The organism is Citrobacter sp. wls708 (genome assembly GCF_005281255.1).
Classification (GTDB): Bacteria; Pseudomonadota; Gammaproteobacteria; order Enterobacterales; family Enterobacteriaceae; genus Citrobacter; species Citrobacter werkmanii.
In genome coordinates this window covers 346,622-372,016 of record NZ_SZXE01000043.1, presented here as the reverse complement: position 1 = coordinate 372,016, position 25,395 = coordinate 346,622, and the positions used below count along the sequence as shown (strand labels likewise).

General features: G+C 52.6%; 27 protein-coding genes. 20 read left to right on the top strand and 7 right to left on the bottom strand.

Annotated features, from left to right (window positions below; translation table 11 throughout):
- Window positions 1-8: 8 nt before the first annotated feature.
- Window positions 9-443 carry a tripartite tricarboxylate transporter TctB family protein gene (locus FDW97_RS23010; protein ID WP_087856208.1) on the top strand — a complete coding sequence of 145 codons (435 nt, stop codon included), beginning with the start codon at window positions 9-11 and terminating at the stop codon, window positions 441-443.
- A gap of 10 nt (window positions 444-453) precedes the next feature.
- Window positions 454-1,968: a tripartite tricarboxylate transporter permease gene (locus FDW97_RS23005; protein WP_069324599.1), complete on the top strand. Its 1,515-nt coding sequence runs from the start codon at window positions 454-456 to the stop codon at window positions 1,966-1,968.
- A gap of 34 nt (window positions 1,969-2,002) precedes the next feature.
- On the opposite strand, the gene FDW97_RS23000 is transcribed toward FDW97_RS23005, so the two are convergent.
- A complete protein-coding gene (locus FDW97_RS23000) occupies window positions 2,003-2,893 on the bottom strand; it encodes a LysR family transcriptional regulator (protein WP_085048892.1) in 891 nt (296 codons plus the stop codon).
- Window positions 2,894-2,991: 98 nt separating this feature from the next.
- On the opposite strand from FDW97_RS23000, the gene FDW97_RS22995 reads away from it, so the two are divergent.
- The gene (locus FDW97_RS22995) at window positions 2,992-3,594 is read left to right on the top strand and encodes a short chain dehydrogenase (protein ID WP_087856210.1); all 603 of its coding nucleotides are present in this window, start codon (window positions 2,992-2,994) and stop codon (window positions 3,592-3,594) included.
- Window positions 3,595-3,650: 56 nt separating this feature from the next.
- Here the strand turns inward: FDW97_RS22995 and FDW97_RS22990 are convergent, their stop codons facing one another.
- Window positions 3,651-5,825 (bottom strand): extracellular solute-binding protein, encoded by a 2,175-nt coding sequence (locus FDW97_RS22990; protein WP_170973714.1) that lies wholly within the window; start codon window positions 5,823-5,825, stop codon window positions 3,651-3,653.
- Window positions 5,826-6,162: 337 nt separating this feature from the next.
- On the opposite strand from FDW97_RS22990, the gene FDW97_RS22985 reads away from it, so the two are divergent.
- From FDW97_RS22985 to csiR, 9 genes are all read left to right on the top strand, one after another.
- Window positions 6,163-6,987, top strand: coding sequence for an MBL fold metallo-hydrolase (locus tag FDW97_RS22985; protein WP_069324595.1), 825 nt, complete (start codon window positions 6,163-6,165; stop codon window positions 6,985-6,987).
- A gap of 11 nt (window positions 6,988-6,998) precedes the next feature.
- Window positions 6,999-8,234 (top strand): MFS transporter, encoded by a 1,236-nt coding sequence (locus tag FDW97_RS22980; protein ID WP_137351662.1) that lies wholly within the window; start codon window positions 6,999-7,001, stop codon window positions 8,232-8,234.
- Window positions 8,235-8,265: 31 nt separating this feature from the next.
- Entirely contained in the window at window positions 8,266-8,979 is a 714-nt protein-coding gene (locus FDW97_RS22975) for an MgtC/SapB family protein (protein WP_038632928.1), read from the top strand.
- Between the two features lie 240 nt (window positions 8,980-9,219).
- Window positions 9,220-10,197 (top strand): glutarate dioxygenase GlaH, encoded by a 978-nt coding sequence (glaH, locus tag FDW97_RS22970; protein WP_038632931.1) that lies wholly within the window; start codon window positions 9,220-9,222, stop codon window positions 10,195-10,197.
- Window positions 10,198-10,216: 19 nt separating this feature from the next.
- Window positions 10,217-11,485, top strand: a complete 1,269-nt coding sequence (gene lhgO, locus FDW97_RS22965) for an L-2-hydroxyglutarate oxidase (protein WP_087856212.1) — start codon at window positions 10,217-10,219, stop codon at window positions 11,483-11,485.
- Window positions 11,486-11,508: 23 nt separating this feature from the next.
- A complete protein-coding gene (gene gabD / locus FDW97_RS22960; protein ID WP_069324593.1) occupies window positions 11,509-12,957 on the top strand; it encodes an NADP-dependent succinate-semialdehyde dehydrogenase in 1,449 nt (482 codons plus the stop codon).
- A 25-nt stretch (window positions 12,958-12,982) separates the two neighbouring features.
- Window positions 12,983-14,266: a 4-aminobutyrate--2-oxoglutarate transaminase gene (gene gabT, locus FDW97_RS22955; RefSeq protein ID WP_038632940.1), complete on the top strand. Its 1,284-nt coding sequence runs from the start codon at window positions 12,983-12,985 to the stop codon at window positions 14,264-14,266.
- Between the two features lie 140 nt (window positions 14,267-14,406).
- Window positions 14,407-15,807 carry a GABA permease gene (gene gabP / locus FDW97_RS22950; RefSeq protein ID WP_069324592.1) on the top strand — a complete coding sequence of 467 codons (1,401 nt, stop codon included), beginning with the start codon at window positions 14,407-14,409 and terminating at the stop codon, window positions 15,805-15,807.
- Window positions 15,808-15,852: 45 nt separating this feature from the next.
- On the top strand, window positions 15,853-16,539 hold the full coding sequence (gene csiR / locus FDW97_RS22945) for a DNA-binding transcriptional regulator CsiR (RefSeq protein WP_038632944.1): 687 nt from the start codon (window positions 15,853-15,855) through the stop codon (window positions 16,537-16,539).
- Window positions 16,540-16,551: 12 nt separating this feature from the next.
- Here the strand turns inward: csiR and lysM are convergent, their stop codons facing one another.
- Together lysM and FDW97_RS22935 are read right to left on the bottom strand one after the other, a co-directional pair.
- Window positions 16,552-17,001: a peptidoglycan-binding protein LysM gene (lysM, locus tag FDW97_RS22940; protein ID WP_038632949.1), complete on the bottom strand. Its 450-nt coding sequence runs from the start codon at window positions 16,999-17,001 to the stop codon at window positions 16,552-16,554.
- Window positions 17,002-17,099: 98 nt separating this feature from the next.
- Window positions 17,100-17,258, bottom strand: a complete 159-nt coding sequence (locus FDW97_RS22935; RefSeq protein ID WP_038632951.1) for a YqaE/Pmp3 family membrane protein — start codon at window positions 17,256-17,258, stop codon at window positions 17,100-17,102.
- 184 nt (window positions 17,259-17,442) lie between these two features.
- On the opposite strand from FDW97_RS22935, the gene FDW97_RS22930 reads away from it, so the two are divergent.
- The 3 genes from FDW97_RS22930 (at window position 17,443) to FDW97_RS22920 (ending at window position 18,539) form a co-directional block, all read left to right on the top strand.
- The gene (locus FDW97_RS22930) at window positions 17,443-17,742 is read left to right on the top strand and encodes a helix-turn-helix transcriptional regulator (RefSeq protein WP_006687216.1); all 300 of its coding nucleotides are present in this window, start codon (window positions 17,443-17,445) and stop codon (window positions 17,740-17,742) included.
- A gap of 9 nt (window positions 17,743-17,751) precedes the next feature.
- Window positions 17,752-18,279 (top strand): rhodanese family protein, encoded by a 528-nt coding sequence (locus FDW97_RS22925; RefSeq protein ID WP_038632958.1) that lies wholly within the window; start codon window positions 17,752-17,754, stop codon window positions 18,277-18,279.
- Window positions 18,280-18,359: 80 nt separating this feature from the next.
- A complete protein-coding gene (locus tag FDW97_RS22920; protein ID WP_038632960.1) occupies window positions 18,360-18,539 on the top strand; it encodes a hypothetical protein in 180 nt (59 codons plus the stop codon).
- A gap of 36 nt (window positions 18,540-18,575) precedes the next feature.
- Here FDW97_RS22920 and stpA read toward each other — a convergent pair whose 3' ends face one another.
- Window positions 18,576-18,977 carry a DNA-binding protein StpA gene (stpA, locus tag FDW97_RS22915; protein WP_038632963.1) on the bottom strand — a complete coding sequence of 134 codons (402 nt, stop codon included), beginning with the start codon at window positions 18,975-18,977 and terminating at the stop codon, window positions 18,576-18,578.
- Between the two features lie 549 nt (window positions 18,978-19,526).
- Between stpA and alaE the strand changes: the two genes are divergently transcribed.
- Window positions 19,527-19,976 carry an L-alanine exporter AlaE gene (gene alaE, locus FDW97_RS22910; protein ID WP_003037259.1) on the top strand — a complete coding sequence of 150 codons (450 nt, stop codon included), beginning with the start codon at window positions 19,527-19,529 and terminating at the stop codon, window positions 19,974-19,976.
- 36 nt (window positions 19,977-20,012) lie between these two features.
- Here the strand turns inward: alaE and FDW97_RS22905 are convergent, their stop codons facing one another.
- Together FDW97_RS22905 and FDW97_RS22900 are read right to left on the bottom strand one after the other, a co-directional pair.
- A complete protein-coding gene (locus FDW97_RS22905) occupies window positions 20,013-20,363 on the bottom strand; it encodes a DUF2002 family protein (protein WP_038632969.1) in 351 nt (116 codons plus the stop codon).
- A 123-nt stretch (window positions 20,364-20,486) separates the two neighbouring features.
- Window positions 20,487-21,821, bottom strand: coding sequence for a PLP-dependent aminotransferase family protein (locus FDW97_RS22900; protein ID WP_137351661.1), 1,335 nt, complete (start codon window positions 21,819-21,821; stop codon window positions 20,487-20,489).
- A 90-nt stretch (window positions 21,822-21,911) separates the two neighbouring features.
- Between FDW97_RS22900 and FDW97_RS22895 the strand changes: the two genes are divergently transcribed.
- The 4 genes from FDW97_RS22895 to nrdE all read left to right on the top strand — a co-directional run bounded on the left by FDW97_RS22895 (window position 21,912) and on the right by nrdE (window position 25,393).
- Window positions 21,912-22,343 carry a carboxymuconolactone decarboxylase family protein gene (locus FDW97_RS22895; protein ID WP_038632976.1) on the top strand — a complete coding sequence of 144 codons (432 nt, stop codon included), beginning with the start codon at window positions 21,912-21,914 and terminating at the stop codon, window positions 22,341-22,343.
- Window positions 22,344-22,623: 280 nt separating this feature from the next.
- Complete coding sequence (gene nrdH / locus FDW97_RS22890) at window positions 22,624-22,869, top strand: glutaredoxin-like protein NrdH (RefSeq protein WP_137347534.1); 246 nt, start codon at window positions 22,624-22,626, stop codon at window positions 22,867-22,869.
- Window positions 22,866-23,276: a class Ib ribonucleoside-diphosphate reductase assembly flavoprotein NrdI gene (gene nrdI / locus FDW97_RS22885; RefSeq protein ID WP_038632982.1), complete on the top strand. Its 411-nt coding sequence runs from the start codon at window positions 22,866-22,868 to the stop codon at window positions 23,274-23,276. The genes nrdH and nrdI overlap by 4 nt, the downstream gene beginning before the upstream one ends.
- Window positions 23,249-25,393, top strand: a complete 2,145-nt coding sequence (gene nrdE, locus FDW97_RS22880; RefSeq protein WP_137351660.1) for a class 1b ribonucleoside-diphosphate reductase subunit alpha — start codon at window positions 23,249-23,251, stop codon at window positions 25,391-25,393. The genes nrdI and nrdE overlap by 28 nt, the downstream gene beginning before the upstream one ends.
- The last annotated feature ends 2 nt before the right edge of the window (window positions 25,394-25,395 follow it).

The window sequence follows — 25,395 nt, the reverse complement described above, 5'->3', positions numbered from 1 at the left end:
AGGCAAAGATGATGAGCGATCGTATTTTTGCAGGTATCTGGCTGTTGCTCTGTATAGCCGGGCTGTTCGTGGCCTGGCAAATCACCAGCGAATACAGCTATGAGCCGGTTGGCCCGCGTCCCTTTCCGCTGGGCATTATCAGTCTGATGCTGTTATGCGCCGTGGCGCTGCTGTTGCGCCACCCGGACACCATCAGTTGGCCTCGCCGCCATGTGCTGCAAAAGCTGCTGACGATGGTGATTGTTCTGTTGATGTACGCCTGGGGTTTTGAATGGCTCGGTTTTCCCATCGCCACCGCCATTCTCACCGTGGTGATTGGCATGCTGTTCGGCGCAACCATTCCGGCTGCGGGTATTTCCGGCGCGGTACTCGGCATTCTGTTGTGGTATGCCTTCGACCGGCTGCTTGACGTCACCTTACCACTCGGCGCCTGGCTGGGTTAACGGAGAAACGATGGATACCTGGATTTATCTTTCTCAGGGTTTCGCGGTGGCGATGACGCCGGAAAACCTGGTTATCGCCTTGATTGGCTGCTTTGTCGGCACCATCGTCGGGCTGCTGCCCGGCCTCGGGCCGATTAACGGCGTGGCGATCCTGCTGCCGCTGGCTTTCGCTTTGCACCTGCCGGCTGAATCTGCGTTGATCCTGCTGGCGACGGTCTACATTGGTTGTGAATACGGCGGGCGTATCTCCTCGATCCTGCTGAACGTGCCCGGCGATGCGGCAGCGATTATGACCGCGCTGGATGGCTACCCGATGGCGCAGCAAGGGCGTGGCGGCGTTGCGCTCTCTATCTCGGCGGTCAGCTCATTCTTTGGTTCGCTTATCGCTATTGGCGGCATCATTTTGTTTGCCCCAGCGTTAGCCCAATGGTCGCTGTCCTTTGGCCCGGCCGAATACTTCGCCTTAATGGTTTTCGCCATTGCCTGCCTCGGCAGCATGATGGCGCAAAATCCGCTGAAATCATTTCTGGCAGCGCTTATCGGTCTCGGCCTCGCGACCGTCGGCGTGGACGCCAACACCGGGGTTTATCGCTTTACCTTTGACAGCGTTCATCTCTCCGACGGTGTGCAGTTTATCGTGGTGGTGATTGGGTTGTTCTCTGTCTCAGAAATACTGTTAATGCTGGAACATACCAGCAGCGGCCAGACGCTGGTGCGTAAAACGGGCCGCATGTTGTTCAACGCCAAAGAAGGCGCACAGTGCGTAGGCGCAACCCTGCGTTCATCGGTGATTGGCTTTTTCGTCGGCGTTCTGCCTGGCGCAGGCGCCACCATTGCCAGCGCTATCACATACATGACCGAGAAAAAGCTCAGCGGCAACAGCGACAGCTTCGGCAAGGGTGATATTCGCGGTGTGGCGGCACCTGAGGCCGCGAACAATGCCTCGGCCTGTGGCTCTTTTATTCCGATGCTGACGCTCGGCGTTCCAGGCTCCGGCACCACGGCAGTGATGATGGGCGCGCTGACCCTGTACAACATCACCCCTGGCCCGGCGATGTTCACCGAGCAGCCGGATATCGTTTGGGGACTGATTGCGGCGCTGCTGATTGCCAACGTGATGCTGCTGGTGATGAACATCCCGCTGATCGGTCTGTTTACTCGTATGCTGACTATCCCGCTGTGGTTTTTGGTACCGGCTATCGCGGCAGTCTCCGCGGTTGGCGTGTACGCCGTTCACAGCACAACCTTTGATCTGGTGTTGATGGTCGCCCTTGGCGTACTGGGCTACATTCTGCGTAAGATGCACTTCCCGATGTCGCCGCTGATTTTAGGCTTCGTTCTCGGGGAAATGCTGGAACAGAACCTGCGCCGGGCGTTGTCTATCAGTAACGGCAGCATGGATATTCTGTGGGCCAGCGGCGTAGCGAAAGTGCTGCTGGTGATGGCGGTACTGGTTATCGTTATCCCGCCGGTGCTGCGCCTGATCCGTAAGCGTAACAGCAAACCGCAGGTGGATATCGGTTAGTAATATGCCGGATGGCGCTGGCCATCCGGCATTTTCATCTTAATTCCTGAACTGCACTAAGAACGTGCTCGACAAACCGCGTCAGCTTCGGCAACGCACGCAAATCTTGCCGCCACAGCAGATGAATGGGTCGTGGCTGCGGCGTAAACGCCTCCAGCACCCGCACCAGCCTGCCAGTAGCTAACTCTTCCGCCAACAGCACCTCCGGTTGTAACAACAGCCCCGCCCCCGCCACTGCCGCCATACGCAGGCCATGACCATCGTTACAGCGCAGGATCGCATCGCGCTTCCATCTGACTTCGCCCCCCGCGCCCGGTAGCATCCATTCGTTGCGGGCCGTCCACACGGTGTGGGACAGGCACAAATGATCCACCAGATCCGCGGGCGTGAAGGGGGTGCCATGACGAGCGAGATAATCCGGTGACGCGCAAATCGCCATACGGTACGGACACAGGTATTTCGCCACTACATCAGTCTGATGGATATCGCCAATGCGGATCGCCAGGTCAACCCCTTCATTCACCAGATCGACCATCCGATTGGTCAGATCCAGTTCAATGCGCACTTCCGGCCAGGCCTGTAAAAACGAGGCGGCCAGCGGCGAGATAACGCAGGCGCCAAAAGAGGTCGGCGCGCTGATGCGCAGCGTCCCCGCAGGCGCCAGCCGCAGACGCTCCACTGAGCGTTCGGCTATCGACACCTGTTCCAGCACACGCCGGGCTTCTTCAAAATAGACACGACCGGCATCGGTCAGACTCTGGCGACGTGTGTTGCGCTCCAGCAGGCGCGTACCGAGTTGCGCTTCAAGGTGGGTGATATACTTCCCTACCATCACCGCAGACATTCCCAGTCGCGTGGCCGCGGTGGTAAAGCTCCCGCTCTCCACCACCGCGATAAACGTTTCCATGCCGCGCAGTTTATCCATATTGCAAACCTCTGGTTAGTAATCATCTAACTTTTGGCCAGTTTATCCGATTTCATTTTCATTAAAGAATAGCGGCTCACACTATTGCGGAGGTGGTTATGAAAATCGTTATTGTTGGTGCCAGCGGTACGGTGGGTCGCGCAGTTACGGAAGCATTAAGCCGTAAACATGAAGTGATCCGTGTGGGCCGCACGCAGGGAGATTACCAGGTTGATATCACCTCCCAGGAAAGTGTCGTGGCATTGTTTGAAAAAGTCGGACGGGTAGATGCGATCGTTTCCGCCACCGGCAATTTGTTCTTTGGGCCGCTGTCGACGATGACCGACGAGGACTTCAACCAGGGGTTACAGGATAAGCTGTTAGGCCAGATTCGTCTGGCATTAACCGGGCAGCATTTTCTCAATGATGGCGGCTCAATTACGCTCATTAGCGGCATCATCGCCCATGAACCCATCGCGCAGGGGGCGAATGCGGCAACGATCAATGCCGGTCTGGAAGGATTTGTTCGCGCGGCGGCCTGTGAGCTGGGGCGTGGGCTGCGTATCAACCTGATTAGCCCAACCGTGCTCAGTGAATCCGCCGCAGCCTACGACGATTTCTTTCCGGGTTTTGAAAGCGTCCCGGCCGCTACCGTTGCCAACGCCTATCGCCGCAGCGTGGAAGGCATCCAAACCGGGCGTACTTATAAAGTAGGTTACTGATAAAAGCATGACCTTGCCTCTTACGTCATCAGTAAGAGGCAAGCCACTGCCTATTTTCAGGCACCCGTTTCGTTTCTTATTCGCGCATTAATATATTCCACGGCCTGAGAGACATCCATAATGCCGTTAATTGCATTCGTCACACCTTGCCCGATAATAATCTCTGCCTGGCGCAGGTTGAAAGGTTCACCTTTACTTCCCTCAGACTCCCTTATTCCCGTCATGCCTTTTTCATTCAATAAATTAAACCACGGGTAGAGATTGAGAACGTTTTGATCGTGACATATTCCAGACCAGGCGCTATTTCCTCCCAGCAAAACCAGATGGCGCGCAATTTCATCGGAATAAAGCCAATGAAAGAACTGCTCAACCTGTTTTTTCTTTTTACTGTAGCGGGACATTCCAATGGAACCGCCCCCCAATTGTGGAAGTTGCCCCGGAACAGGAGCATAGCCAATAGTGGGCGCTATGGCCGTGTGCGCCACATCGTTGAACAAATTGAGATACATGATCAGCATGGCAAGATTTCCACGCTCAAACTGTTTTACCGCGTCACTCCACCACTCACCGGGCAGATTCACGGCGATAGAAAGCTGTTGTAGATATTGTTCGAGTGCAGTTGCGGCAAGTGAAGGCTCGAGTTGTACCGGCTCGCCTTCGCGCACCAAACGCCCACCGAGCGCGTAGTAACGCAGCAGATACTCGGTAGCAATAAGCCCCGAGCTTCCCAGCGTCACCGCTGTTCCCATCGGGCGCTGTCTGTTTTCTGGCTGATGTAATTGACTAAAGAAAGCCGCTATCTCATCAAATTGCGCAAAGCTCTCTGGCAGCGTTAACTCTTTTCCCGTTGCTTCATAAAACATCCGTTTAATCGTCGCGTCTTCAAACAGATCTCGTCGATAAAACAAAAGCTGCATACTGGCATCAAAGGGTATTGCCCATGCGGTCCCATTCACCATGCTGAAGTGCTGTTGAATTTGCTCAGAGAAATTTTCCAACAGCAATGGAAGCTCAGAAGAGACGGATTCCAGCGGCAAGAGAGCTTTCTCTGCAAACCACGGAAAACACGCCATATCGATTCGCAGTAAATCGTAATAAGGATGTAGATGAAGGTGGGAAAGGATTTCAAAAACTTCATCATAGGGATAAACCGCAAGATTTACCTTAATACCGGTCTGGCGATAAAAGTGGGGTAACAGTTTCTTCAACGCATCAGTCGAAGGACTCGGTAAAATTAACATATTCAGCGTCGCCTCTGTTTCAGGCGGCGGCACGTACTGTCCATTCCAGGAAAAACCGCAATTTGTCAGAATACGATGCTTTTCTTTACTTTTAGGCAGGCGAATACTGGAGGCAATAGTTGTCCCCAGGCGACCATAATCCATCTGGTAGCTGGTGATCCCGTCGAAGGATGCAGGGAGATTATCACTCAGTTGCAATATCGGCGGGCAGGACTGGGAGCTACCAAACCAGGCTGCTTGCGTCAGTGCTCGCGTTCTCTCAGAGTCCTGGACAATAAACAGATCGGGAATTGCCCCGCGAAAAAAGTCAAAAGCGACGGTGTTAGCTTCACTGGCATGTGCAGGTAAAATCGTAAGCTTCGTATGCGGACTTAATTCCCAGCAGGTTTCCTGTATCGCCTGAGTAAAGCTCGCGCTATGGGAAAACTCCAGACGTTCGCAAAAAACACCAATATGGCCCGGCTGCTGCGCCAGCGCCCTCCTCACTATTTCTTCGCCTGCAGTCACATAGTCAAGGCTAAAATAACAAACTGCGCCGACAGGCTGGCGATATGCAAACAAAATATTTTCCGGGGAAAGCCTGAGCAAGTCGTAATAGGGCTGACTGTCATTCAGGCAACTGACCGAGACAACAGCCTGATAAGACTTTGCCGCCAGCGTTTGCAGAATCTCGAGCTCAAGATTAGGCAGATCGTTGGTCAGGTAAAGGTCGATCGGTTCGCTTAATGAAGGCTGCCAAACCTGATGCAATCCCCGATAGAGTTGAAAGTACTGTTCGGCATTGATGTCGGGCAGAATCAATGCCACTCCCTGACTTTTGCTGGCTCTTAACGATTGCGCCTGCGCATTCAACTGATAGCCAACTTCTCGGGCTGCACGTTGAACCGCTTCAATCTTCTCGACGCTTACATTCCCTCTGCCATTGAGCACATTCGAGACAGTCCCATGCGACACACCGGCAATTCTTGCTATGTCTTTGATAGTTGGCATTTTTACATCCTTCCCCTGATGCTTTGATGCTAGCACGGCGCTCATCAGGAAACTATCTTCAGCACTAAAATTTGAACGTTACAATATTAAAAAGTGCATTTTATAAGCATGTCATAATAAAAGCCTGACGTTATCGATAGACACACCTCATGCACGAAAAAACATTAACACAATGAAATATATGTATAAATTTTATAATTTTTGAAGAGGATCACTTCTGAGGAAAAAGATCGTTGTTCATATAAAATACCGGAACCATAATTGACACGTTCCAATTACGTTTTATTACATAAACGTCTAAAAAAACAACAATCACATTTGTCATTAAGAGGGAAACATGAAGATTCATTTTCTGGGTACCGCTGCATCTGAAGGGATCCCCAATCCTTTTTGCCGTTGTGAGCACTGCCAGCAAGCCCGCATTCGTAAAAGTAAAGACTTACGCACACACTCTTCAGCGATTATCGACGATGAACTGCTCATTGACGTGGCGCCTGAATTCAGCCAACAACTGCTGCGAGATGGCCTGGACGCAACAGAGATCAGATCGCTATTGTTCACACATACTCATCCCGATCATTTCAACGTCGGCGATCTTTTTAGCCGTATGGAAGGGTATGGATTTGAAATTACTCATCCGTTGCACATTTTTGGTAATGACCGTGCAATTAACGGTGCTGCGGAAGTGTTACCAGGCTACAGCGCTGAAAGATTTGCTTTTCATTGCCTGGTGCCCTTCGTGACCGTTGAAACTCGCGGATACCGCATCACTCCGCTGCTGGCTAACCATGCCAAGTGGGAGCTTTGTTATACCTGGTTTATTGAAAAAGAAGGCCAGTCAATTTTCTACGGACATGATTCAGGCTGGTTTCCTGAGCTCACATGGCAGTGGCTGAAAGGGAAAAAAATCGATCTTGCTGTCCTGGAGTGCACCTACGGTTTTAATGGTGATAATCGTACAAATAACCACATGAGTCTGGAAACCGTCTTCGCCGCCAGGGACAGGCTTGCGGAACTCGGTTGCCTTGAGAAAAATAGCCAACTTATCGTCTCGCATATATCACACAGCGGAGGTCTGCTGCACGACGATCTCGTTGCGGCATGCGACAAAGAGAACATTCTTGTCGCCTGGGACGGGCTTAACCTGAGCATCAACCAGTAAGGATATGCAATATGGACCTTAATAAAACACCACGCCTGTTGATTATGATGTTCATACAATATTTCATGCAGGGTGCCTGGAATATGACCATGGGGCTGGTATTGAGCACCTATGGTATGGCAACAATTATTGGCTCATCCTATGCTTTGCTTGGCCTGGCGACTATTCTTTCCCCGCTATTTATTGGCATGGTCGCCGATCGCTTCTTTGCGTCACAAAAAGTCATGGCGATCCTGCATTTAATTAATGCTGGTGTACTGTTGTTTGTTCCGCAATTTATTGAGGCACAAAACACAGGTATGACGTTAACCATGATTTTCCTGGTTGGTCTGCTGTTTTATCCAACAACTGCGCTGGCGAACAGTATCAGTTTCAGCCACATTAACGGGGTAAAATACTTCCCATTTATTCGTGTATTCGGCACATTTGGCTTTATGGTCATCGGCTTTATCATTGGTGAAATGGGTTATTCTGGAAATACCATCACCTGGTATATTGCGTCGGCCTCCGGTGTTGTTCTCGGCCTGTACTGTTTTACGTTGCCAAATACCCCGCCGAAAGCAAAAGGAAGCGTGTTTACGCTTCGCGATCTGTTATGTCTGGATGCTCTGGCGCTCTTCAAAGACCGCAGCTTCTCGGTTTTGATGCTCAGTATTTTTGTCCTGATGATCCCCAAAACGGCTTATTCCGCCTATATCCCGGTCTTTTTAAAAGCGCTTGGATTCGATAACGCCGCCTCAATGATGCAGGTTGGCATCGCTTGTGAAGTTATTTTCATGTTCCTGCTGTCGTTCTTCTTACTGAAAGCTGGCTTCAAAATCACGCTGATGTTAGGCGCCGTCTGCTGGATCATCCGCACACTATTATTTGCTAATGCCTCGCTGGATGCCAACATGATGTTTGTGCTGATCGGCCTGATGTTACAAGGATTCTGCTGGGACTTTTTCTTTACCGTGGGCGACATTTATGTTGACCGTAAAGCAGCGCCAGAGATTAAAGCACAAGCCCAAAGCTTGCGATTTATCGTCTCCAACGGCGTTGGTCTGCTATTTGCCTCCACCGTATGCGGGCAAATCTTTAACAACACCGTGACGGAACAAGGTCCAGAGGCGTTGCCACAATGGGAAACATTCTGGCTAGTTTCAGCAGGCGTTGCCGCAGTGGTCAGCATATTCTTCCTGATTTTCTTCCGGGACGATATTTCGAAACGCAAAACGGACCTCACTTTGAAAAAAGCAAACTCCTGATCGTTAAAGACTCTCTCATTAAGGTAATTGCATGAATAATCTGGCCGCCATCATCAATGAGCAAGGATTGTTGCCTTTAACTACGATCATCAAAATCAGTATTGCATTTATTCTGGGTGGCATTATTGGCCTGGAAAGAGAATCGAAAGGGAAACCGGTCGGCTTCAAAACCTGCGTTATTTTATCCGTAGCCAGCTGTGTATTAACTGTCGTATCAATACAATCTGCTGAATACTATGCAGAAATTTCGATGAATATCCGTAGCGATCCTATGCGCCTGGCGGCGCAGATTATCAGCGGCGTTGGTTTTCTCGGTGCGGGAGTCATTCTGCACCGACATGACGATGCTATCTCTGGTCTCACGACTGCGGCAATTGTCTGGGCATCTGCAGGGGTGGGAATCACCTGCGGAGCCGGTTTTTATTTTCATGCTGTTTTTGCCACGGCTTTATTTTTATTAGCGATCAAACTAAGCCCATTCATTATCTTCTTACAGACCAGAAACCAGTTTCCCGGAAAAGTGAAAGTGCGGGTTATTCTTGATGAACGAAACGCTGTGGAAAGTCTGATAACCCGTATTCATCAACAGAAAAACATTATCGAAAACATCACTATCAGGGATATCAAGAAGGGCAAAATTGAAGTTAATCTCAAAATCGTAATTCGTCAAAAGATGACCTTGCCCGACTTATATCACGATCTGACTCATGTGGAACACGTCTGCGCCATCGCCCTGGAACATTAATACACCTTATCTTCCTCTTTAAAATCAGGGGCTTTCGCCCCTGAAATAGCCACTCAGTATCCATCCAGCCTCTAAATCCTCACCTTTTGCAATGTTAAATAATTGTTGCTTTTGATCACAAATAAGAAACAAACAAGCTCATTGTGTGCGCGTTTTTCAAAAATGTAGATATTTTTAATTTATGGCTACGAAACGAGCTGCGCCATATCTCCCTGACAATCTACTGAGAGGATCGATTTGATGAACGCACTGACTGCCGTACAACCGAACGCTGAAGATCCAGCCCAGCACTACAGAGGTTTCACACTGAAACCATCAGTCCAGTCTCCACGTCTGCTGGAGCTGACTTTTTCTGCCGAGACCACTGAGCAATTTCTACAGGCCGTCGCGCAGTGGCCGGTGCAGGCCCTGGAATACAAATCTTTCCTGCGCTTCAAAGTGGGCAAGATCCTCGATGATTTGTGCGGCAACCAGTTGCAGCCCCTGCTGCTGAAAACGCTGCTCGATCGTGCCGAAGGCGCGCTGCTGATCAACGCCGTCGGCGTGGATGATGTGGCCCAGGCTGAAGAAATGGTCAAACTGGCGACGGCGGTCGCGCATCTGATCGGACGCTCCAATTTTGATGCGATGAGCGGTCAATACTATGCCCGTTTTGTGGTGAAAAACGTCGATAACTCAGACAGCTATCTGCGCCAGCCGCACCGTGTTATGGAGCTACATAACGACGGAACCTACCTTGAAGAAATCACCGATTACGTGCTGATGATGAAGATCGACGAGCAGAACATGACCGGCGGTAACTCGCTGCTGCTGCACCTCGACGACTGGGAACATCTGGAGCAGTACTTTACCCATCCGCTGGCGCGTCGCGCGATGCGCTTTGCCGCGCCGCCAAGCAAAAACGTCAGCAAGGATGTGTTCCATCCGGTATTTGACGTTGACCAGCAGGGCCGCCCGGTAATGCGCTACATCGACCAGTTCGTCCAGCCGAAAGACTATGAAGAAGGCGTCTGGCTGAGCGACTTGTCCGATGCGCTGGAAACCAGCAAGAACATTATTTCCGTTCCGGTTCCCGTGGGTAAATTCCTGCTGATCAACAACCTGTTCTGGCTGCACGGCCGCGATCGCTTCACCTCGCATCCTGACCTGCGCCGCGAACTGATGCGCCAGCGTGGTTATTTCGCTTACGCGAGCAACCACTACCAGACCCATCAGTAAGGGCGAAGGAAAAAAGCGGATGTATGATTTTGTGATTATTGGCGGCGGCATTATCGGCATGTCGACCGCCATGCAACTGATTGATGTCTATCCGGACGCCAGAATCGCGCTGCTGGAAAAAGAGTCCAGCCCGGCCTGTCACCAGACGGGCCATAACAGCGGCGTGATTCATGCCGGGGTTTATTACACGCCCGGCAGCCTGAAGGCGCAGTTTTGCCTGGCCGGAAATCGCGCCACCAAAGCCTTTTGCGACCAAAACGGCATCCGCTACGACGTCTGCGGAAAAATGCTGGTTGCCACCTCCGCTCTGGAAATGGAGCGTATGCGCGCGCTATGGGATCGCACCGCCGCTAACGGCCTGGAACGCGAATGGCTGAATGCGCAAGAGCTACGCGAGCGTGAACCCAACATTACCGGGCTGGGCGGCATTTTTGTCCCGTCGAGCGGGATCGTCAGCTACCGAGAAGTAACCGCCGCGATGGCGAAGATTTTCCAGGCCAAGGGCGGTGAGATTATTTACAACGCCGAGGTCAGCGCGCTGAGAGAACACGCCGCGGGCGTGATCGTCCATACCCGTCAGGGGCACGAATATGAAGGCGCAACGCTGATAAGCTGTTCCGGCCTGATGGCCGATCGACTGGTGAAAATGCTCGGCGTTGAACCCGGTTTTATTATCTGTCCGTTCCGTGGCGAATACTTCCGTCTGGCGTCAGAACATAATCAGATAGTCAATCATCTGATCTACCCGATCCCCGATCCGGCGATGCCGTTTCTCGGTGTGCATCTCACCCGCATGATTGATGGCAGCGTCACGGTGGGACCCAACGCGGTACTGGCATTTAAACGCGAAGGTTACCGTAAACGCGATTTCTCACTCAGCGATACGCTGGAGATCTTCGGCTCTTCCGGCATCCGCCGCGTGCTGCAAAACAACCTGCGCTCCGGGCTTGGCGAAATGAAGAATTCGCTGTGCAAAAGCGGCTATCTACGGCTGGTACAAAAGTACTGTCCGAGTCTGACGCAGAAAGATCTGCAACCGTGGCCTGCGGGCGTGCGGGCGCAGGCGGTGTCGCCGGACGGCAAGCTGATCGACGATTTCTTGTTTGTCACAACGCCACGCTCCATTCATACCTGCAACGCCCCTTCTCCGGCAGCAACGTCAGCGCTCCCTATCGGCGCGCATATTGTCGGCAAAGTACATGCGCTGCTGGAGAGCCAGAGTAATCCCGGACGCACGCTGCGTGCGGCACGTAGCGTGGAGACATTACACGCCGCATTCACCCGTTAACATGATTAAGACAGGAAGTAATTATGCAACTAAACGATCCAACCTTATTTCGCCAACAGGCGTTGATTGACGGCAACTGGCGTGACGCCAACAACGGCGAGACCATCGCAGTAACGAATCCCGCCAATGGTCAGCAATTGGGTAGCGTACCGAAAATGGGGGCGGATGAAACCCGTGAAGCCATTAACGCCGCGAACCGCGCTCTACCCGCCTGGCGTGCGCTGACCGCCAAAGAACGGGCCAATATTCTGCGTCGCTGGTTCAACCTGATGATTGAACATCAGGACGATCTTGCTCGTCTGATGACCCTGGAACAGGGTAAGCCGCTGGCGGAAGCCAAAGGCGAAATCACCTATGCCGCCTCATTTATTGAGTGGTTTGCCGAAGAGGGCAAACGCATTTATGGCGACACGATCCCCGGCCATCAGGCTGATAAGCGTCTGATCGTCATCAAGCAGCCGATCGGCGTTACCGCCGCGATTACGCCGTGGAACTTCCCGGCGGCGATGATCACTCGCAAAGCCGGTCCGGCACTGGCGGCGGGTTGCACCATGGTGCTTAAACCGGCCAGCCAGACCCCCTATTCCGCGCTGGCGCTGGCAGAGCTGGCTAATCGCGCCGGCATCCCGGCTGGCGTATTCAGCGTGGTGACCGGTTCAGCAAGCGCGGTCGGCAACGAACTGACCGGCAACCCGCTGGTGCGCAAACTGTCATTTACCGGCTCCACCGAAATTGGCCGTCAGCTGATGGAACAGTGTGCCAAAGACATCAAGAAGGTGTCGCTGGAACTGGGCGGCAATGCGCCGTTTATCGTCTTTGACGATGCCGATCTCGACAAAGCCGTAGAAGGCGCGCTGGCGTCAAAGTTCCGTAACGCCGGGCAAACCTGCGTCTGCGCCAACCGTCTGTACGTGCAGGACGGCGTATATGACCAGTTTGCCGAAAAACTCGAGCAGGCGGTGAGCAAGCTGCGCCTCGGTGATGGTCTGCAACCAGATGTCACCACCGGGCCGCTGATCGACGAGAAAGCGGTCGCCAAAGTGCAGGAGCACATCGCCGATGCCCTGGATAAAGGCGCACGCATTATCGCTGGCGGTAAACCTCATGCGCTGGGTGGGAACTTCTTTCAGCCCACCATTCTGGTCGATGTACCTGCCAACGCGAAGGTTGCCAAAGAAGAGACATTCGGCCCGCTGGCGCCGCTGTTTCGCTTTAAAGACGAAGCTGACGTCATCGCCCAGGCCAATGACACCGAGTTTGGCCTGGCAGCCTATTTCTACGCCCGTGATTTAAGCCGCGTCTTCCGCGTTGGCGAAGCGCTGGAGTACGGCATCGTCGGGATTAACACCGGCATCATCTCCAACGAAGTCGCACCATTTGGTGGGATAAAAGCCTCCGGTCTTGGCCGTGAAGGATCGAAATACGGCATCGAAGACTACTTAGAAATCAAATATATGTGTATCGGCCTTTAATAAAACAAATACTGGAGAACACCTGATGAGCACCAACAAAGAACTCATGCAACGTCGCAGCAACGCCGTTCCCCGTGGCGTAGGACAGATCCACCCTATTTTTGCCGAGCGGGCAGAAAACTGCCGGGTCTGGGACGTTGAAGGCCGCGAATTCCTCGATTTTGCTGGCGGTATTGCGGTGCTGAATACCGGTCACCTGCACCCGCAGATTGTCTCTGCGGTAGAAGCGCAGTTGAAAAAACTGTCGCATACGTGCTTCCAGGTGCTGGCCTATGAGCCCTACCTGGAGCTGTGCGAAATCATGAACAAGAAAGTGCCGGGCGATTTCGCCAAGAAAACCCTGCTGGTGACCACCGGTTCTGAAGCCGTGGAAAACGCGGTGAAAATTGCCCGCGCCGCCACCAAACGTACAGGTACGATCGCCTTCAGCGGCGCTTATCATGGCCGTACCCACTACACCCTGTCGCTGACCGGGAAAGTCAACCCGTACTCCGCCGGAATGGGGCTGATGCCGGGCCATGTTTATCGCGCACTTTTTCCTTGCCCGCTGCATGGCATCAGTGAAGATGATGCTATCGCCAGTATTCACCGCATCTTCAAAAATGATGCCGCGCCGGAAGACGTTGCCGCCATCGTCATTGAACCCGTCCAGGGCGAAGGCGGTTTTTACGCGGTCACCCCAGCATTTATGCAGCGTCTGCGCGCCATTTGTGACGAACACGGGATCATGCTGATTGCCGATGAAGTGCAGAGCGGCGCGGGCCGCACCGGTACGCTGTTCGCCATGGAGCAGATGGGCGTTGCGCCCGATCTTACCACCTTCGCCAAATCTATCGCTGGCGGCTTCCCGCTGGCAGGGGTAACCGGTCGCGCCGACGTCATGGACGCTATCCCGCCGGGGGGCCTGGGCGGTACCTATGCCGGTAACCCGATTGCCTGTGCCGCCGCGCTGGCGGTGCTGAACATTTTCGAGCAGGAAAATCTGCTGCAAAAGGCCAACGAACTGGGGCAAACCCTGCGCGAAGGCCTGCTGGCTATCGCCGAAACGCATCGCGAAATTGGCGACGTGCGTGGGCTGGGGGCGATGATCGCCATCGAACTGTTCGAAGACGGCGACCATACGAAACCAGACGCCAAGCTAACCGCGGAAGTGGTGGCGCGCGCGCGTGATAAAGGGCTGATCCTGCTCTCCTGCGGGCCTTACTACAACGTGTTGCGCATCCTTGTCCCGCTGACCATTGAAGATGCGCAAATTCGCCAGGGGCTGGATATCATCGCCCAGTGTTTTGCTGAGGCGAAGCAGGGCTAACTATACAAAAAAGCAATCCGTAGGCCGGATAAGGCGGAGCCGCCATCCGGCACATAGGGTCAATAACAATAATACGCGTGCCCCGGCGCGGGAATGCCGGGGTGCTCTCCCAAGTGAAATACTTTCGAGAGGTTTACAAGATGGGGCAAGTGTCACAATCACATGATTTAGGGGGCGGGCTGAAATCACGCCACGTCACCATGCTGTCTATTGCCGGGGTTATCGGCGCGAGTTTATTCGTAGGTTCAAGCGTGGCGATTGCAGAAGCCGGTCCCGCGGTATTATTAGCTTATCTGTTTGCCGGACTGTTGGTGGTGATGATTATGCGCATGCTGGCCGAAATGGCCGTCGCCACCCCGGATACCGGCTCCTTCTCCACCTACGCCGATAAAGCCATTGGCCCATGGGCAGGTTATACCATCGGCTGGTTGTACTGGTGGTTCTGGGTGTTGGTTATCCCACTGGAGGCCAATATTGCCGCCATCATTCTGCATTCCTGGATCCCAGGCATACCTGTCTGGTTATTTTCTCTGGTTATCACGCTGGCATTAACCGGCAGTAATTTGCTGAGCGTCAAAAATTACGGTGAATTCGAATTCTGGCTGGCGCTGTGCAAAGTGATTGCCATTCTGGCGTTTATTGTCCTCGGCGCGGTGGCGATTAGCGGTTTCTATCCTTATGCTGAGGTTAGCGGCGTTTCACGCCTGTGGGATCAGGGCGGCTTTATGCCGAACGGTTTTGGCGCCGTACTCAGCGCGATGCTGATCACCATGTTCTCCTTTATGGGTGCAGAGATTGTTACCATCGCCGCCGCCGAGTCCGATACCCCGGATAAACACATCGTCCGCGCCACCAACTCGGTTATCTGGCGTATCTCCATCTTCTATCTGTGCTCCATTTTCGTGGTGGTGGCACTGATCCCATGGAACATGCCGGGGCTAAAAGAAGTGGGTTCTTACCGCTCGGTACTGGAGTTATTGCATATCCCACACGCGAAGTTGATCATGGACTTCGTCATTTTGTTGTCGGTGACCAGTTGCCTGAACTCCGCGCTGTATACCTCATCCCGTATGCTCTATTCCCTGAGCCGTCGTGGCGATGCCCCCGCCTTTATGGGGAAAACTAACCGCAGTAAAACGCCTTACGTGGCGGTGTTGCTGTCTACGGGGGCGGCATTCCTCACCGTGGTGGTCAACTATTACGCCCCGGCCAAAGTGTTTAAATTCCTGATCGACAGCTCCGGCGCCATCGCCCTGTTGGTTTATCTGGTGATCGCGATTTCCCAACTGCGGATGCGCAAAATTCTGCTGGCGCGAGGCGGTGAAATTAAACTGAAAATGTGGCTTTATCCGTGGCTGACCTGGCTGGTTATCGCCTTTATTATCTTTGTGCTGGTGGTTATGCTCTTTCGCCCGGCGCAACAGCTGGAGGTTATCTCTACCGGGTTGTTAGCCATAGGAATTATTTGCACGGTGCCCATTATGGCACGCTGGAAAAAACTGCTATCGTGGCAAAAAGCACCCTTGCAAAATACGCATTAAATCTGTTCCCGGCACACGCCGGGACATTTATTCAGGAGTAAGACCATGACCGCCATTCCCCAACCGACGGCCATTGATGGATACCGCTGGCTCAAGAACGACATCATCCGCGGTATTTATCAGCCTGATGAGAAACTGCGTATGAGCCTGCTGACCTCGCGCTATGAGCTTGGCGTAGGACCGCTGCGCGAAGCGCTTTCACAGCTGGTGGCGGAGCGACTGGTCACGGTGGTTAATCAGAAAGGGTATCGTGTCGCCCCGATGTCCGAGCAGGAATTGCTCGATATTTTCGATGCCCGCGCCAATATGGAGGCCATGCTGGTCGCACTGGCCATCGAACGCGGCGACGACGCCTGGGAAGCGGAGATTCTGGCACGGGCGCATATGCTCAGTAAGCTTGAAGCTGTGGACGCCAGTGAACAGATGCTTGATGAATGGGATCAGCGCCATCAGGCATTTCACTCGGCGATTGTCGCCGGCTGCGGTTCCCAATATCTGCTGCAAATGCGCGAACGATTGTTTGATTTAGCGGCACGTTACCGGTTTATCTGGCTACGTAAAACGGTGCTGTCAGTCGAGATGCTGGAAGATAAACACGATCAGCATCAAACGCTGACCGAAGCGATTCTGGCACGCGATGCCGTGCGCGCCAGCGAATTAATGCGCCAGCACCTGCTGACGCCGATTCCAATTATTCAACAGGCGATGTCCGGCAAGCTGCTGACGGAATAAACCCGCACATCATTATTCTTCCGGAATACGTAACACCTGCCCGGGATAAATTTTATCCGGGCTTTTCAGCATCGGTTTATTCGCTTCGAATATTTTATTGTACAGGTTAGCGTTACCGTAAACCTGTTTGGCAATAGCGCTCAGGGTATCGCCCGCTTTCACGGTATAAAACTGGCTTTCACTCGCGGGTGCAGAGGTTTTAACCTGATCGTCCACGCTGGCGATACCGGAGATATTACCAATCGCAATCAGGATTTTCTCTTTCGCTTCCTGGCTTAATCCATCGCCAGAAACGGTGGCCTTGCCTTCGTTAATTTGCACGTTCACCTTATCTGCATCAGGGATGCCGGTTTTATTCAGGTGTTCCTGCACCTTCTTCGCCAGATCGGCCGTGTCATGATTTCCGGTGACCGCATCCCAAAGTTTTTCACCTGCATCTTTCACAAAATTGAAGAGTCCCATATCCACCTCGGTTATTAACAAGCAACACCAGGAAGTGTAGCAGAGGAGAGAGGACGGCAAAGAAAACGGCGCAAATGCGCCGTTTATGAAAGGAAGTATTAATTACGCGTCTGTACCCAGAAGGCGTGGATCAAACCAGGAATGTAGCCCAGCAGCGTCAGAACGATATTAAGGATAAACGCCCAGCCGAATCCTTTTCCCAGCAGTACGCCAAGCGGGGGCAGAATAATAGTAAAAACGATTCTCCAGAAACCCATACACACTCCCTACAAGCAAAAAGTTAATCATTGTTTAAAAAGAGATTTTATCTCTAAGAGTAGCCATTCTACTCAAATCCGCCAGCCTTCCCCTGCTGTTTTACCCTCCTTTACGCTCTTTACGCTGGCGTACGCTGGCTTTTTATTTTAGAATTTGCTTAATTTAGATTATGCTTAAATACATATGACTGAACTTGAACAACTCCAGGCCAGCGCTGAACAGGCTGCCGCTTTGCTTAAAGCGATGAGTAACCCGAAGCGGTTGCTGATTTTGTGCATGCTCTGCGGTTCGCCCGGTACCAGCGCGGGCGAGTTAGCACGCGCTACCGGACTGAGTCCTTCCGCCACGTCCCAGCATCTGGCGCGTATGCGTGAAGAAGGTCTGATAGACAGCCAGCGCGATGCCCAGCGCATCCTTTATTCCATTAAAAATGCGGCTGTGAATTCGCTGATCGCCACATTAAAAACACTGTATTGCCCATAAGGAGCCATCATGACCATTGGGAAGATTTCCCCGCGCGAGGCGCAGACGCTGGTCGCGCAAGGCGCGAAACTGATTGATATCCGCGATGCCGACGAGTATCTGCACGAGCATATTCCTGAGGCGCATCTGGCACCGTTACCCACGCTTGAGCAGGGATCGTTGCCTGCGAATTTACGCGCCGAGCAGGTGATTTTTCACTGCCAGTCAGGCAAACGCACACAAAATGCAGCGAACAAACTCAGCGCCATTGCCGCGCCTGCGCAGGTCTGGTTGCTGGAAGGTGGAATCGATGGCTGGAAAGCCGCAGGTTTACCCGTGGCAAAAGACAGTTCACAACCACTGCCGCTGATGCGTCAGGTGCAGATAGCCGCAGGTAGCCTTGCCTTACTCGGCGTCATTCTCGGATACGCCGTCAACAGCGCCTTCTTCCTGCTGAGCGGTTTTGTGGGTGCCGGGCTGATACTCGCTGGCCTAACCGGCTTTTGCGGCATGGCGCGGTTGCTGGACAAAATGCCCTGGAACCGGCGTACTCATTAAGCGGTAATACCTGAAACAGCGCTGTACCCGTCGATTGACGTGATCTATGGTGAGTTGTGCGATAAATAAAGGAGCGCAATATGTTTAAACCTGGCGATCTGGTTCAACCACGCATGGGCGGACCTAAACTGAAAGTTGTCGAAGTCAACGAAGATCAAATTGTGGCGGTACAAGCCAGTAATGAAAGCGGTGAAAAATTCACACTGAAAGCAGCTGACGTGACGCGATATACCGAAGACGGTGATTTCGGCGTTTGCTGAAAACAGGCGGTGAGGTCACCCTCACCGCATTTATAATTAGATTAAAAAGTCATCAAGAGATTTACCGGCAGCCAGCGCCTGGGCAATTGGCTTTGGTGTCCGACCTTGTCCGGTCCATGTTTTTGTTTCACCGTCGAAATCGGTAAAACGATATTTCGCCGGGCGTGGTTGACGTTTTTTGACTGCCCGCGACGTCGCTGGGGTCATACTCAGCAGCTCTTCCGGATTGATCCCATCGGCCTGCATCAGGGCCAGCAAATTATTAATTTTTTCCTGCTGTTCTGCACGTTGGCGCTGTAGCTGTTCTTCTTCATCGCGGCGTTCTTTAGTCACTACTCTGAATTTTTCGAGCATATCTTCCAGCACATCAACGGAAAATTCACGTGCCATTACACGCAGCGAGCGGATATTATTTAAGTTTTTTAACATTGAACTCATATTAACAAAACCTCTTTAACGTAAAAATGGTATCACGCTAAATATTGTATGCAACTGATTATTATTTTTCCAGTCTAATTTTTTCGCAGATTATAAAACAAATAGCCAATCCCGTTATTTAAATGGCTATCCTGAAACCTGACATCAAATATTTTATATTCCCAGGATAGTCACTGTAAATATACTCGCATGACCTCTCAGCGCATCGTCTGATAAACACATCACTTTATTGCCCAGGGCCGGCACGCGCACATTCTGAACATCAGTCAACTTTCAGAAAAGGAGCGCAAAAAATTCAGAAAAACAAGTCTTCATAACCTATTGATATAAAATACTTTTAATCAGCAGAACAACGAAAACACCAAAACGAACAAAAATCAAACCAATGCAGAGCATTTTATCGACAAAAAGGCAATAAATAAAAATTTTAAGCTAGTTGCTAGTTATTATCCAGGCAGATATCCTATTGAAACGCGAAAGCAGCAAGACAAATCACTAGCAGTGAAGGTATTCAAAACCTTTTTTCCCCTTTTTACAAGGAGCATTAACATGTTCTCTCCGCAGTCACGCTTGCGTCATGCTGTAGCAGACACGTTCGCGATGGTTGTTTATTGTTCTGTCGTGAACATGTTGATCGAGATATTCCTTTCTGGAATGAGCTTTGAACAGTCACTGTACTCCAGACTGGTGGCCATCCCTGTCAATATTCTGATCGCCTGGCCATACGGCATGTACCGTGATTTGTTTATGCGCGCGGCACGTAAAGCCACGCAGGCAGGATGGGCAAAAAACCTGGCGGACGTGCTGGCTTATGTCACCTTCCAGTCGCCGGTTTACGTGATTATTCTGTTGACGGTTGGCGCGGACTGGCACCAGATTACGGCTGCGGTAAGTTCGAACATCGTGGTATCGATGCTGATGGGCGCAGTATACGGCTACTTCCTTGATTATTGCCGCCGCCTGTTTAAGGTCAGCAGCTATCACCAGGCTAAAGCCTGACACGCCTCTTCGCGACTGGCCCTGCCAGTCGCGTTATTAGTTAGCGTTAACGTCGCCAAATAACCCACTCAGATAACGCTCAAGTGCAATACGCGAACTGAAGCCGTGCGGAATACCATAATGCTCATGGGTCTCTCCGGCTAAATACAACGGGAATTGCTGGTAGTGATCGCAGGTTTTAATGTCTGTCGCAGGTTCCGCCAGTGAAGAGCTGCGCTCTTTAAGCGTGGGATGGATGACTAATGCGGTACGTCCCATACGTGCTTCCCGGTTAACGTACACATAATTTTCACCACGTCGATAGCCGTACGTTTTCGGCGTCACTACATCAACGGTAAAGCCCACTTTTTCAAGTACGCGCGCCACCTCATCAGGTCGTAAATACATATTATTTTCCTCGTTATCTTTTACTGCGGGCTTACCTTACCTGATTCAGCATTAGCAACGCTTTCAGAAAAGTCCATAAACGAGTGAAGACGGTGGGACGAATATCTTAAGAACCGTGCAGATTTATGTCAGCGCCTGCCGCAATTGATAGGCCGCCTGCTGCGCCATTTCCGCTGAGCTAATATTGGTAAATGACAATAATATTCCCCCTTGTCCGTTCGGCGTTATACGCCACTGGCTCAAGGCCTGTACGGCCAGACCTGCCCGATTCGCTTTACGTACTAACGCAACATCGTCTGCGTCTACACTCATCACCAGTTGGATCCCCCCCTCTTGCGGGAGCACGTTAAAACCGTGTTCGGTCAGGGCATTTACCATCCACTGGCGTCGCTGGGCATAATGTTGACGCATGCGTTTTAAGTGCCGCCAGAAGTGCCCCTCGCGCATAAAATCCGCCAGCGTTTGTTGCCATAAAACCGGAACGCTACAGGCCGCTAGCGCCACCTGCTGGCGAAAATGCTCGACCTGAGTCATGGGCACCACCAGCCATGCCGTGCGTAGCGCAGGAAACATTGATTTACTGAACGTTCCGGCATAAATCACCCGCAGCGGCGCATCCAGGCTTTTCAACGGCGGCAACGGTTTACCGTGGTAGCGAAATTCACTGTCATAGTCATCTTCAATAATCCATGCCTGGGTGCGGGCCGCCCACTCCAGCAACTGATGGCGACGCTCCAATGAAAGGGCCACACCCAGCGGGCTTTGATGCGCGGGTGTAAGCAAAACAAAGCGCGCCTGCGGGTAATCGCGGATCCCAGCGCAGACATCCAGACCATTGGCATCAACAGGAACCGGCATCAGCGCAATTCGCTCCTGAGCCACCACCGGTCGGATCAACGGAAACCCGGGATCTTCGACCCACATCCCTTCACCGGGTTGAGACAGCGCGCGCAGAATTAACGTCATCGATGCCGCATAGCCAGAGGTGATAAAAACCTGCTCCGGCTGGCACTCAATGCTGCGTGAAACGCGCAGGTAATCAACAATCGCCTGACGCAGCACCCTTTCGCCGCAAACCTCCCCCACCGCCAGATCAAAACGCGTTTGGGTGCGTAAACGTCGGCCCATCACCCGCGCCCATACTTCACGCGGGAAGAGATCGAGTGCGGGTAGCCCCATCTGAAAAGGTTGGGGTCTGGGATTTTCTCCTGCGAAGATAGCGGGAGCCGCAGGCGCGGTCTCTGGTCGCAACTGCTCACTGACAAAAGTTCCCGCCTGCCCACGTCGAGCCAGCCAGCCCTGCGCCACCAGCTCGGCATAGGCATGTTCCACCGTCGAACGCGAAACGCCGAGTTCCTGGGACCACGTCCGGCTGGAGGGCAATCTTGCGCCTGGTTTGAGTTCACCTGTCTCAATGGCATTTTTTAACTGGCGGGCGATTTGTTGATAGCGCGGCATTTATGGTCTGCTTTTTTTGCAAAAATATGGCTCTCTGTAGCAGTCCATTATAGTGCTACATTGCGGGTTATCCAAACGAGGAGAAATACCATGACAATGTTACGCCAGCCCTATTATGAACTCAGTCCTGAAATCTATAACGCTCTGGTTCAGGCCAGCAAAGCGCTGGAAAATTGCGCACTGGAACCTACGCTGACGGAACTGGTTTACCTGCGGGTCTCGCAAATCAACGGCTGCGCATTTTGCCTGGAAATGCACAGTAAGGCGTTGCGCAAAGCAGGCGTTGCGCAGGCCAAACTCGACGCGCTGGCAGGTTGGCGAGTGAGCCACCACTTCAGTGAACAGGAACGTGCGGCGCTGGCATGGGCCGAATCGGTCACTCATATCGCCAGCACCCACGCGGAAGATGATGTTTATCTGCCGCTGCTCGACCATTTTAGCGCGAAAGAAATCAGCGATCTGACGTTTGCCATCAGCCTGATGAACTGCTTCAACCGCCTGGCGGTTGGGATGCGCATGTAATTCTGCCCTGCCGGATGGCGGCATAAATGCTTTCTCCGGCCTGGGATGTGTTCTCCTGTAGGCCGGATAAGACGCGACGCGTCGCCCTCCGCCCCCCCGTCATGCTACACATCCCAGCCCCCGTCACGCTCATCATTCTGCCCTTCATCAATCTAAAATTACCATATCTTGTATGGTTGAATATTTTTAAAACTACATCTAGTATCACTCCTATCAAGACACCTACAATCCGACGCTATCAATCGCGTCGATCTTTTATCTACAAATGGAAATACGAATCATGCGTATTATTATTTACACTCGTAATAACTGTGTTCAGTGCCACGCCACTAAGCGGGCAATGGAAAGCCGCGGGTTTGACTTTGAGATGGTAAATATTGATTTGCAGCCCGCTCTGGCTGACAGCCTGCGCGATCAAGGCTTTCGTCAGTTACCGGTCGTTGTCGCCGGGGAAACCAGTTGGTCCGGGTTTCGCCCGGACATGATCAACCGTCTGCGCCCACAACCCCATATGGCCAGCGCATGAGTCAGCTCGTCTACTTCTCCAGCAGCTCCGAAAATACGCACCGCTTTATCCAGCGTCTGGGGCTGCCTGCCATCCGCATTCCGCTTAATGAACGCGAGCGGATCCGGGTCGACGAACCTTACATCTTAATCGTGCCGTCCTACGGCGGCGGCGGAACGGCAGGCGCGGTTCCGAGACAGGTGATCCGCTTTTTAAACGATCCGCACAACCGGGCGTTAATCCGTGGGGTGATTGCTTCCGGCAATCGCAATTTCGGTGAAGCCTATGGCCGCGCGGGTGAAGTCATCTCACAAAAATGCGGCGTGCCGTGGCTCTGGCGCTTTGAGCTGATGGGCACCCAAAGCGATATCGACAACGTTCGACAAGGAGTGAGTGAATTTTGGCAACGACAACCGCAGAACGCATAACCCAGCCAACGCTGGATTATCACGCCCTGAACGCCATGCTGAATCTGTACGATAAAGCTGGACGCATTCAGTTCGACAAAGACCATGAGGCGGTGGAGGCTTTCTTTGCCGCCCACGTCCGCCCCAACTCGCTGACGTTTGCCAGCCAGCAGGAGCGCCTGGAAACGCTGGTTGCTGAAGGCTACTACGACGAAAGCGTATTAAGCCGTTACGATCGCGCATTTGTAATAAAGCTCTTTGCTCACGCCCACGCCAGCGGATTCCGGTTCCAGACGTTCCTCGGCGCATGGAAGTTCTACACCAGCTATACGCTGAAAACGTTCGACAGTAAGCGCTATCTCGAAGATTTTGAGGATCGGGTCACGATGGTGGCGCTCACGCTGGCGCAAGGCGATGAAATGCTCGCCATGCAGCTTAGCGATGAAATGCTCTCCGGGCGCTTTCAGCCCGCCACGCCAACCTTCTTAAACTGCGGCAAACAGCAGCGCGGCGAGCTGGTTTCCTGCTTCCTGTTACGCATTGAAGACAACATGGAGTCCATTGGCCGGGCGGTTAACTCTGCGCTGCAACTTTCCAAACGCGGCGGCGGCGTAGCGTTTTTGCTCTCTAACCTGCGCGAAGCAGGTGCGCCGATTAAACGCATTGAAAACCAGTCATCCGGCGTGATCCCGGTAATGAAAATGCTGGAAGATGCGTTTTCTTATGCCAATCAACTCGGCGCGCGTCAGGGCGCGGGCGCGGTGTATTTGCACGCGCATCATCCGGACATTTTGCGTTTTCTGGATACCAAACGTGAAAACGCCGACGAGAAAATCCGTATCAAAACCCTGTCGCTTGGCGTAGTGATCCCGGACATTACCTTTAAACTGGCCAAAGAGAATGCCGACATGGCGCTGTTCTCGCCCTATGACGTGGAACGCATTTACGGCAAAGCGTTCGGCGATATCGCCGTCAGTGAACGCTATGACGAACTGCTTGCCGATGGACGCGTGCGCAAAAAATACATTAACGCCCGCGATTTCTTCCAGCGGCTGGCTGAGATCCAGTTTGAGTCCGGCTACCCTTACATCATGTTTGAAGATACGGTGAATCGCGCGAATCCGATTGCAGGTCGTATTAACATGAGCAATCTGTGCTCCGAAATTTTGCAGGTTAACAGCGCCTCCACCTACGATGAAAATCTCAACTACGCGCAGACCGGACACGATATCTCCTGCAACCTCGGCTCGCTGAATATCGCCCATACCATGGATTCCCCGGATTTTGGTCGTACCGTGGAAACGGCGGTTCGCGGCTTAACCGCCGTTTCGGACATGAGTCATATTCGCAGCGTGCCCTCGATTGCAGCCGGAAACAGCGCATCGCACGCGATTGGTCTTGGTCAGATGAACCTGCATGGCTATCTGGCGCGGGAAGGCATCGCCTATGGCTCGCCGGAAGGGCTGGATTTCACCAATATCTACTTTTACACCATCACCTGGCATGCGCTGAATACGTCAATGAAGCTCGCCCGCGAGCGTGGTAAAGCCTTTGCTGGATTCAGGCAGTCTCGCTACGCCAGCGGCGAGTATTTTAGCCAGTATCTGCAGGGTGACTGGCAGCCAAAAACCGACAAAGTTCGCGCACTGTTTGCCGCCAGCGGCATTACGCTGCCGACGCGTGAGATGTGGGCGCAGTTGCGTGAAGATGTCATGCGCTACGGCATTTATAACCAGAATTTACAGGCAGTTCCGCCAACCGGCTCTATTTCCTACATCAACCATGCGACGTCAAGTATTCACCCGATCGTGTCAAAAGTGGAAATTCGCAAAGAGGGCAAAACCGGGCGCGTGTACTACCCAGCTCCTTTTATGACCAATGAGAATCTGGCCTTGTATCAGGATGCCTACGAGATTGGCCCACAAAAAATTATCGATACCTATGCTGAAGCGACGCGCCATGTCGATCAGGGACTGTCGCTGACGCTCTTTTTCCCCGATACCGCCACTACCCGCGATATTAACAAAGCGCAGATCTACGCCTGGCGTAAGGGCATTAAATCGCTGTACTACATCCGACTGCGTCAGCTGGCGCTGGAAGGGACCGAAATCGAAGGTTGCGTGTCATGCGCGCTGTAAGG